Here is a 9,494-nt window from a genome sequence, read left to right as displayed (position 1 = left end):
TGATCTGACAGTTGCCGGTTATTTATACGAAACACACCAGTGCACATTTTTAAATTATTTTAAATCAAAATGTTAACTTTTTTAGTCAATCATCGGGTAAAAACCGTTCATGGGTTTGCCCTGCGTAACACCCGCAATCTCGTTTTGCTCTGCTGTCACTGCCAACAGCCGGGTGGGCTAAGCGTAATCCAGGGATAAAATAGCGAAGCAATGGCCGTTGTGCCCAGCGATTAAGAACACTTAACATGATGTTTAACATCAATAAAAATAGGCTTCCGCCTCACTGCCGCTATCAATACAAACCATGCCTTGAGTTTTGTGCGCTGCACCAGTATCATTACGCGTCATTTTTCAGCCGCACACACATACGTTCCTTGCTTCCATGGGCCGCGGTTGACCCCGACAGGAGGCTGAATAATCCGTAAGGAGCAATTCGATGCGTCATTACGAAATCGTTTTTATGGTCCACCCTGATCAAAGCGAACAGGTTCCGGGCATGATCGAGCGCTACAGTGCGACTATCGCCAATGCGCAAGGTCAGATCCACCGTCTGGAAGATTGGGGCCGCCGTCAACTGGCTTATCCGATCAACAAACTGCATAAAGCTCACTACGTGCTGATGAACGTGGAAGCTCCGCAGGAAGCGATCGATGAGTTGGAAACTAACTTCCGCTTCAACGACGCCGTTATCCGTAGCATGGTTATGCGCGTTAAGCACGCGGTAACTGAAGCATCTCCAATGGTTAAAGCAAAAGATGAGCGTCGTGCTGAGCGTCGTGAAGATTTTGCCAACGAACTGGCAGATGATGCAGATGCAGGGGATTCTGAAGAGTAATCGCGCTCGTGTCATCTAATCGTCTGGTATTGTCTGGCACAGTGTGCAAGACACCGGTGCGAAAGGTAAGTCCTTCCGGTATACCCCACTGCCAGTTTGTGCTTGAACATCGTTCAGCGCAGGTGGAGGCCGGATTCAACCGACAAGCATGGTGCCGAATGCCCGTGGTGGTCAGTGGACTTAAGTTACACGCTTTAACTCTAAGATTAACGGTCGGCAGTCAGCTCACCATTGTCGGTTTTGTCAGTTGCCATCAAGGGCGCAACGGGCTGAACAAACTGGTGCTACATGCCGAGCAGATTGAATTGATAGATTCTGGAGACTAGCCAAATGGCACGTTATTTCCGTCGTCGCAAGTTCTGCCGTTTCACAGCGGAAGGCGTTCAAGAGATTGATTATAAAGACATCGCTACGCTGAAAAACTATATCACTGAAAGTGGTAAAATTGTTCCGAGCCGTATCACCGGTACTCGGGCAAAGTATCAGCGTCAACTGGCCCGTGCTATCAAGCGCGCGCGCTACCTGTCTTTGTTGCCTTATACTGATAGTCATCAGTAGTTGGCCACTGTCCATTAACGACTTTGAGAGGATAAGGTAATGCAAGTTATTTTGCTTGATAAAGTAGCCAACCTGGGCAGCTTGGGTGATCAAGTTACCGTTAAATCAGGCTATGCACGTAATTTCTTGGTTCCACAGGGCAAAGCTGTGCCTGCGACCAAGAAAAACGTTGAGTTTTTTGAAGCACGTCGTGCTGAACTGGAAGCCAAATTGGCCGATGTTCTGGCTGCTGCGCAAGCGCGTGCAGCTCAGATCAACGAACTGGCTACAGTTACCATCGCATCTAAAGCAGGTGATGAAGGTAAACTGTTTGGTTCAATCGGTACGCGTGATATCGCAGATGCAGTTACTGCAGCTGGGGTAGACGTTGCCAAGAGTGAAGTTCGCCTGCCTAACGGTGTGTTGCGCACCACCGGTGAGCACGAAGTGGATTTCCAACTGCACAGCGATGTATTTGCTCAGTTGAAAGTGGTTGTCGTTGCAGCAGCGTAATGCAATTGCAGAACGTATTGATGTGATGTAACCCGGTTAAAACGCCAGCGTAATGCTGGCGTTTTGCTTTACGTGCCTCTAGAAGTGATATTTAACTCCGAGCAGTACACTGGTATCGCTGTAACCTTTGTCGCCCAACTGTTGGCTGATATTTCCCCACAGTTGGAACTGCCGACTCAGTTGCCCTTCGACACCGAGTTTCAGTTCGCCAATGTTGTTGGCGCCACTCTGTTTGACGAAGATTTCATTCATTGAAGTTCCAAACTCTTTGCTGTTGTGCAGCCAGTTTGCTTCGATAAATGGTTGGAACATCTGCTCTTGGCGTTGTGGAGAAAAACCCAGTACAAAAGCTTTGGCGCCTAAGCGGATCTGTAAATTGCCATCGCCATCACTAGAGACATGGGTGCCATTGGCTTCCACATGGTCATCGGCTTTGATCCCCATCCAGGTGACTTGCACTTTCGGTTGGATGAAGTAACGGGTATTGTTGGTAACGTTTTCGCCGATTTTGAAGGTATAACCGGTCTCGATAGAGCCTGTCATGCCGCTAGACTGATACTCTTCGCTGGCTAAACTTTGTCCTTCAACCGTGTTATCAAACCAGCCATATTGAACCCAAGCGTCAAGATACATGCCTGTTTTTTCGGCTGTATTGGCATACCAGGTGGCATAAGAGCCAACACTGTAACCCTCTACGGTGCCTTTGGCTCGGTAACCAGAATAGCTGGAGGCGCTATTACTGTGGCTATTGCCGTAGCCCGCCATAATACCGAGATGGAACCGGTCTAAACCCGTTTTGCTCCATTGCGCAACGTCGCCACCGAGTTGCAGCACATAGCGGTTTGCCCGTGTTTTCAACTGGCTGTACTCATCGCGGAAACGGCTATGGCCTCCTTCGCTGCGTAGCCACATGCTGGTGACTTTTCGTTGGCCAGTCAGCATGTCGGTATACTGTGTCTCGCCGATCCGGTCATGCAAACGGATAGCGAACAGGTGGTTGGCTGCTGCTAGGTTAGCATAATAGGCCGCCGGCTCTGGTCGTAGACGTGACGGGTTTTTCGGATCAAACGGTGGTGTTGTGTCAGGCTCTTCCGGTGTCGGAGGTGGTAACGCATCATCGGGATCTTCTGGCATCAGTCGGCTGCTTAGATACCAGTTGTTGGCATTATCATCCAAGCCGCGCATCAACGAGTATTCATAGGCACCGGCGACGATACGGTCACTCTGTACGAATGTGCCGTCTGACAGACCATCCACCTGGATCAGTTTGATGCCCTCCAGTGTTGCCGCCCCCATTCCGCCCAGATTGTTAACAGCCACAAAGGAAGTACCGCTACTATTGCCCTTGATGATCAGTTGATCAACCGGTGAATCATCGCCTGCCAATACGCCATTAAAGTAGAGTTCACCATAATTACCATGATAGTCGCCCTGCACAGTTAACGTCTGTGGCTGGAAATTAGATGGATTAGGTTGGCTATTTAAATGCAGACGCCCACCTGAATTAAGCGTTAAATTAGTCAGATCGGAATTACCGGTCATGCGCCAATCGCTATCAGTGAGATTGACATTAATTTTTCCGGTGACGCCTTCTAGGATCAGTGTTCTGCCAGTGAACATCGACTGATCGTTAAGATCTAAATCAATTAATGTGTTATTACCTTGTGTGAATACATCACCATTAATAATTGCTGAGTCTTTTACCGTTATTTTCGAACCCGTACCTGAAGTTAACAGTGCAATGCCATTTCTACTGTTACTGGCATCAATCAGGCTATTACCGGTGAAATTGACTGCAGCATCCTGATTTTGCGCTACAACTGCTGCGAGGGAAGCGAACGCAGTACCGGCATCAGAAACTTGTACCGAGCTATTATTCGCATTAATCACTGAACCGGAAATTGCCCGCAGGCCAATGGTGGTGCTATTTTTGGCTTCGGTATAAACATCGGTATTATCTAAATTGACAATCGCATCGGCACCGTTGGTGGTGACGCCAGACTGGCCATTGACACGTATTGTATTACGATTGTTTTTTGTGCCGCTGTAATTAATCCGTGTCGCTTGTGCTGGGGTGGGAAAACCGACAATAGTGGTGGCGAAGATGCCATGCATGTTGGCAGTTTCGATACTGCTGCCAGCACCGACATTAATGATACCGGCCAGTGAGGCAAATAATCCGCCGGTGTCACCGCGTGCTGCGGTGGTTTTAATGGTCACGCTGTCAGCAGTAACGGTACCACCACGATTGGGGTTAAAGCTGCTACCCCATGCGGTAATGCCGCCTTCGGCTGAGGTGATGACGGTTTTGCCGGTCAGCGTCACTCTGCTGTCGGTTTGTGCGTTAATACCGACACCATTGCTGTTGATGGTCAGGTTTTCCGCATTAAGTGTTGCGGGATTAGCACCAGCAGGGGTGCCGGTTGATCCCATTAGATAGACACCGTTGCTGCCGCTGGTGCCAGTGACATTGATGGTGCTGCTACCGGTTAAGTCAACCACACCGCCATTCTGAATATTAATACCGGAGCTGTTAGCCCCGCCATTGACGTTGATGGTGAGCTGATCCGCACGTACCCGGCCGCCGCTGAGTGCTTCGACACCGCTAGAGCTGCCGCCACCGGTGACGTTGATGTTGGTTTGCTGGTTTAAATCGATGCTGCCGTTGTTGCTAGAAACCCCTCTGGCGGTAGCGCTGCTTTGTAGCGTGATGTCGATACCACCACTACCGACGACGGTATACTGATCGTTGACGGTTGCTCTAACCCCTGTCACTGCTGTAGTACCACCGACACTGGTGATGGTGCTGCCAGCATTGATTTGATGATTACCAAGTCCATTTGGCACTAACCCAATCTCGTTAGCACTAGCAGAATTGGCTAGTACAATCAGAGAAATACTTAATGCTAAATTAGATTTTTTCATAGTCAATCCAAGGTAAGATCAATTGTCGATTACTTAACCGAGGTGATGGTACGAAGTTTTTTTAATCAAACGATTGACGCGTTAAGTGCTATCTTGTTGCCACGAAAAATATTTCGATAACATTTTGCCTACTGTTTGTTATCCTTTTCCTTATATTTTCACCAGAAAACAAAATTAAGGAAGAGAATATTGCATCAATCTTGATTGGTTAATGCGTCTCGACTTCATACTGATCACCGGGCCAACAACATCATGTAATTGATGGTGCTGTCTGTAATCTTTTCAACGCGGACAGTGCTTGCTATCACTAACCATCGATAATATTTCACCATTTCGTTTTAGATCACCCAGCATGGGAGATAAATTTCCAGTATTTTCTGTTTTTGTTAACTAAAAGATAGACAGAAAAAATGTTCCGGTCAAAACAGGCTCGGGAGTTCTAACGGCTGGGGAATAACGTCATTGATGGGTTTTTGCCACGGCGTTGAGTAACCTATAACATCACTTTCGTGACTGTTGATGCACGATTGAGATGTAACTCATTGTGACATTCATCGTATTATGAGCAGTATTTAATCAAATATTTTTGCGAGTGTGAAAATTATCAAGTTTGCCAATAAACAACAAAGTGATCCACGCGGTAAATATGAAATGAATTTTTGTCTGTCGATGGTGATGGTTGATTGATAACCGAGTTACAGTGGCTTGATTAACCTGTTAACTTGCGTGCTAAAACTGGACTATCCGTGTGTGCTGGGTGTCATGCTTCTTCACATAATTATTCACACAAAATTTTACCCGGCTCGCTGTGGCTGTTATGCTGCGGGTTCACTTTTTATAGATGAAAGGATCTCCTTAGATGACAACCCCTTCTTTTGACAGCGTTGAAGCGCAAGCAAGTTATGGTATTGGGCTACAGGTTGGCCAGCAGTTGCAGGAGTCCGGTTTAAGCGGGTTAGTGCCGCAAGCATTATTGGCCGGCTTGTGTGATGCGCTGGAAGGGAATACCCCAGTAGTACCGGTTGAACAGGTTCATCGTGCGCTACGCGAAATTCATGAGCGTGCAGATGCCGTGCGTCTTGAACGCCAACAGGCAATGGCGACAGAGGGGCAGCAGTTCCTGGCCGAGAATGCGCAGCGTGATGGTGTGACACAAACCGAGTCAGGGCTACAGTTTTCAGTGTTGCAGCAGGGAGAGGGGGCTATTCCTTCGCGTCAGGATCGGGTGCGGGTTCACTACACTGGTAAGTTGATCAACGGTAACGTGTTTGATAGTTCGGTGGCACGTGGCCAACCTGCCGAGTTTCCGGTTAGTGGGGTGATCCCTGGCTGGATTGAGGCGCTGACGCTGATGCCGGTCGGTTCAAAATGGCAGTTGTACATCCCCCATCAGTTGGCCTACGGTGAGAGAGGTGCCGGTGCATCCATCCCGCCATTTAGTACGCTGATTTTTGAAGTTGAGCTGCTGGAAATTCTCTGATCCTGCAGCAAATTGGGCAGAGTAATGCACTCTGCTCAGCACACTAATCTGCTGTTGGCAGTGCCTGATGTAGCACTGCCAACGCTGTTTTGTTCGACTACTTTTTGTCTTTCAACTTTTGGTTCTGCAAGTCGATTTGGTAAATGGCAAAGCCGTTTTTATCATTTGCCAACGCTTTCAGCGGGTGCCGTGCGTTGCTGCTGATAAACTGCTGTGCTTTGTCGCTAGGCGCGGTTTCAAAACGAATGTCCAGTTTCTGTTTGCTGTTGAGCCGTGCCAGGCGCCAGTTGTTATCTACCTGTGGTTGTACTGCACCGTGTTTTTCCGTTTCGGCACGAATGTAAGCTGCCAGAATAGCGCGGTTTTCATCCGGAGCCGCAATTGCAACATGTTTATCACCCGTACCGGCGAACTTGCCGCCATAAGCGCGGTAGTTATTGGTGGCAACTAAAAATGTCGCTTTCGGATTGATCGGTTTGCCATTGAACGTCAGTTTTTTAATCCGTTCAGCCTGCTGATTTACCAGTTCACATTCACCGTTATAGCGTGCCGGCTGGCTGACGTCGATTTGATAGTTCACGCCATCAATCACGTCAAAGTTATAGGTGCGGAAACCGTCCCAGTTGATCAGGTTTTGTGGTTTGCTGCTATTGATGTCGATCTGGTTAAATTGCCCGGCAGCACACTCTAGCCACTCTTTGATCTCTTTGCCGCTGGCTTTGACCACTGTCAGCGTATTCGGATAGAGGTAGAGATCTGCCGCATTGCGGAAGGTGAGTTCCCCTTTATCCACTTCAACAAAGCTGGTTGGGTCATTTTTGCGCCCACCGACCTTAAACGGTGCTGCGGCCGAGAGCACCGGTAGACCCGCCAGCTTGGGATCATTCTGAATATAGTTTTCTACGTAAGCCCGCTGTGCATTGTTGATGATCTGCACGGTTGGATCATCCTGCACCAGTGCCAGATAGCTGTACATGTTGCTGGCTGCACGACCAATCGGTTTGCCAACAAATTCGCGTGTTGCCTGATGTGTTTCTGCCAATACGTTGACTAACGCAGCGTCAGGCTCTGCCAGCGAACGCTTATGTTGCGGATCATAGATTGGGCGCGCCTGGGCTTTGGCGGACAAGATCTGCCAGTGTCCGTTCTCGTTGCTCAATTGGAAGTCGACAATACCCAGATGATCACCCCACTGACCAGGCATCACTGCGGGCACGCCATGGATCAATCCCTGTTTGATATCTGTACCATTGAAGTTGGCAAACTCTTTACTGGGGAAAATGCCGTGGGCGTGACCAAACAGAATGGCATCAATCCCGTCAACCTGGCTTAGGTAGTAAACCGAATTTTCTGCCAGTGGCTTATAAGCCTCGGCTGAGAAACCGGAGTGCGTGAGCGCAACCACCAAGTCTGCACCTTTGTTGCGCATTTCTGGCACGTAGCGGCGTGCGGTTTCAGTGATATCCTCGGTGGTGACTTTGCCTTGCAGGTGGCCACGATCCCAGATAACGATTTGTGGTGCGACAAAAGCGATGTAGCCAATACGCAGAGTATGGGTTTTGCCACTGCGATCTTTGACCGGTGTATCAACAATAATATAAGGATTAAACAGTGGTTTACCGGTTTTTGCATCAATCACGTTGGCACTGATGTAAGGGAATTGGGCACCTGACAGTGCAGTTTTCAGGTAGTCTAGGCCATAGTTAAAATCATGATTACCGACATTGGCAACGGTGTAGCCCAGCGTGTTCATCGCTTGGTAGACGGGGTGAACTTCTCCTGCTGTCAACCCTTTTGCGGCCATATAGTCGCCCAGCGGACTGCCCTGAAGCAGATCACCATTGTCGACCAGCACACTATTCATAACCTGCTGACGAGCTTGTTTGATCAGTGTTGCAGTGCGTGTGAGGCCAAATTTATCGGTGGGTTTATCCTTGTAGTAGTCGAAATGCATCATGTTGGTGTGCAGATCGGTGGTCTCCATGATGCGTAGATCAACCGTGGCGGCGTGCGCTGTAGCGCAAAATAACAAGGCAACAGCAGATAACTCCAGTGGGCGTTTTTTCATCGCTTCTCTCCATTCCTTTATTTTTTGCTGGGGATAGCAAAAGAGGTATTACTTGTTTAGGTTGTATGCGTTAAATCATTCGAGTGACATCTGGTGGCAGGTGTGAGGGGCGCCAGCAGCATAGCCAACACCTGGGCAACCTGAAGCATCACGAGCATATTATCAAACAGTGAAGCTTGTCCGAAGAGCGGCTAATGTAACATAGGGGCAAATAACCCGCGATGATAAAATGCTGGTTAATCATATCGTATACGCACCAGGTGGGGCTTGTCGGCACCGCCTGGCGATAACATGGCAAGTAAAACCAGGCTAATCGGATAGCGTGTTATGTGCTTTGCTGCCAACAGAAGCGGAGGTTGAGATGTTAGAACAGATTTGTCGGCTATCACGTCAAGCAGGTAGTGCCATTATGGCGGTCTACCAGGGTCAGCAGCCACTCGACATGGCAATAAAGCAGGATGCTTCACCAGTAACAGCGGCTGACTTGGCAGCACATCAGATCATCAAACAGGGGCTGGCGGCACTCACGCCGACGATCCCATTGCTATCAGAAGAAGATCCCCCTGCTTGGGAAGTTCGTCGTCACTGGCAGCGTTATTGGCTGGTTGATCCTCTTGATGGCACCAAGGAGTTTCTGAAACACAATGATGAGTTTACGGTTAATATCGCCCTGATCGATGAGGGGGAACCGGTAATGGCAGTGGTCTATGCGCCAGCACTGGACTGTTTATATGCTGCTTACCAAGGGCAGGCATGGAAAGAGCAGCAGGGACAGCGGCAGCAGATCCGGGTTTGCCATGCCGAACCGCCATGTGTGCTGGTCAGCCGTTCACATCCTGATCAACAGCTACAGCACTATTTGCAGCAGTTGGGGCAGCATCAAACCTTAAGTGTCGGTTCTTCGCTGAAATTTTGTCTGTTGGCCGAAGGCAAAGCACAGCTCTACCCACGCTTTGGTGCTATCCATATCTGGGATACAGCCGCCGGACATGCCGTGGTGCAGGCAGCGGGTGCGCGGTTTGAGGATTGGCAAGGCAACCCGCTTGACTACACGCCGCGCGAGTCGCTGTTGAACCCCGGCTTTCGGGTATTCTTGGCGGAACAGTGATTGATTAATCTCGGCAACCAGTTCCGCT

The 9,494-nt window shown here is 49.1% G+C and carries 8 protein-coding genes; 6 read left to right on the top strand and 2 right to left on the bottom strand.

The genetic code is table 11. The annotated features are described in order from the left end of the window. Positions 1 to 436 precede the first annotated feature (436 nt). The 4 genes from rpsF to rplI are packed head-to-tail and all read left to right on the top strand — an operon-like array spanning position 437 to position 1,885. Positions 437 to 835, top strand: a complete 399-nt coding sequence (rpsF, locus tag EOJ37_RS00585) for a 30S ribosomal protein S6 (RefSeq protein WP_127956602.1) — start codon at positions 437 to 439, stop codon at positions 833 to 835. An 8-nt stretch (positions 836 to 843) separates the two neighbouring features. Beyond that, positions 844 to 1,161, top strand: coding sequence for a primosomal replication protein N (priB, locus tag EOJ37_RS00580; RefSeq protein ID WP_127956600.1), 318 nt, complete (start codon positions 844 to 846; stop codon positions 1,159 to 1,161). Positions 1,162 to 1,165: 4 nt separating this feature from the next. Next, the gene (rpsR, locus tag EOJ37_RS00575; protein ID WP_023489463.1) at positions 1,166 to 1,393 is read left to right on the top strand and encodes a 30S ribosomal protein S18; all 228 of its coding nucleotides are present in this window, start codon (positions 1,166 to 1,168) and stop codon (positions 1,391 to 1,393) included. 39 nt (positions 1,394 to 1,432) lie between these two features. Continuing rightward, on the top strand, positions 1,433 to 1,885 hold the full coding sequence (gene rplI, locus EOJ37_RS00570) for a 50S ribosomal protein L9 (RefSeq protein ID WP_127956598.1): 453 nt from the start codon (positions 1,433 to 1,435) through the stop codon (positions 1,883 to 1,885). Positions 1,886 to 1,963: 78 nt separating this feature from the next. Here rplI and EOJ37_RS00565 read toward each other — a convergent pair whose 3' ends face one another. Then, on the bottom strand, positions 1,964 to 4,810 hold the full coding sequence (locus tag EOJ37_RS00565) for an autotransporter outer membrane beta-barrel domain-containing protein (RefSeq protein WP_240651641.1): 2,847 nt from the start codon (positions 4,808 to 4,810) through the stop codon (positions 1,964 to 1,966). Positions 4,811 to 5,669: 859 nt separating this feature from the next. Here EOJ37_RS00565 and EOJ37_RS00560 point away from each other — a divergent pair. Then, positions 5,670 to 6,290, top strand: coding sequence for a BamJ family beta-barrel-assembly machinery protein (locus tag EOJ37_RS00560; protein ID WP_127956596.1), 621 nt, complete (start codon positions 5,670 to 5,672; stop codon positions 6,288 to 6,290). 97 nt (positions 6,291 to 6,387) lie between these two features. Here the strand turns inward: EOJ37_RS00560 and EOJ37_RS00555 are convergent, their stop codons facing one another. Beyond that, positions 6,388 to 8,358, bottom strand: coding sequence for a bifunctional 2',3'-cyclic-nucleotide 2'-phosphodiesterase/3'-nucleotidase (locus tag EOJ37_RS00555; protein ID WP_127956594.1), 1,971 nt, complete (start codon positions 8,356 to 8,358; stop codon positions 6,388 to 6,390). A gap of 361 nt (positions 8,359 to 8,719) precedes the next feature. Here EOJ37_RS00555 and cysQ point away from each other — a divergent pair, with 361 nt between their 5' ends. Further along, complete coding sequence (cysQ, locus tag EOJ37_RS00550; protein ID WP_127956592.1) at positions 8,720 to 9,466, top strand: 3'(2'),5'-bisphosphate nucleotidase CysQ; 747 nt, start codon at positions 8,720 to 8,722, stop codon at positions 9,464 to 9,466. The last annotated feature ends 28 nt before the right edge of the window (positions 9,467 to 9,494 follow it).

Source organism: Serratia microhaemolytica (assembly GCF_004011885.1).
Lineage (GTDB): Bacteria > Pseudomonadota > Gammaproteobacteria > Enterobacterales > Enterobacteriaceae > Serratia_G > Serratia_G microhaemolytica.
Note: the sequence above shows the minus strand (reverse complement) of the source record. Positions and strands in the feature narration are given on the sequence as shown.

Bases quoted from the DNA above. Each gene is read 5' to 3' on its own strand.
- rpsF (WP_127956602.1), top strand. From the start codon at position 437: ATGCGTCATTACGAAATCGTTTTTATGGTCCACCCTGATCAAAGCGAA.
- rpsR (WP_023489463.1), top strand. From the start codon at position 1,166: ATGGCACGTTATTTCCGTCGTCGCAAGTTCTGCCGTTTCACAGCGGAA.
- rplI (WP_127956598.1), top strand. From the start codon at position 1,433: ATGCAAGTTATTTTGCTTGATAAAGTAGCCAACCTGGGCAGCTTGGGT.
- EOJ37_RS00565 (WP_240651641.1), bottom strand. From the start codon at position 4,810: ATGAAAAAATCTAATTTAGCATTAAGTATTTCTCTGATTGTACTAGCC.
- EOJ37_RS00560 (WP_127956596.1), top strand. From the start codon at position 5,670: ATGACAACCCCTTCTTTTGACAGCGTTGAAGCGCAAGCAAGTTATGGT.
- EOJ37_RS00555 (WP_127956594.1), bottom strand. From the start codon at position 8,358: ATGAAAAAACGCCCACTGGAGTTATCTGCTGTTGCCTTGTTATTTTGC.
- cysQ (WP_127956592.1), top strand. From the start codon at position 8,720: ATGTTAGAACAGATTTGTCGGCTATCACGTCAAGCAGGTAGTGCCATT.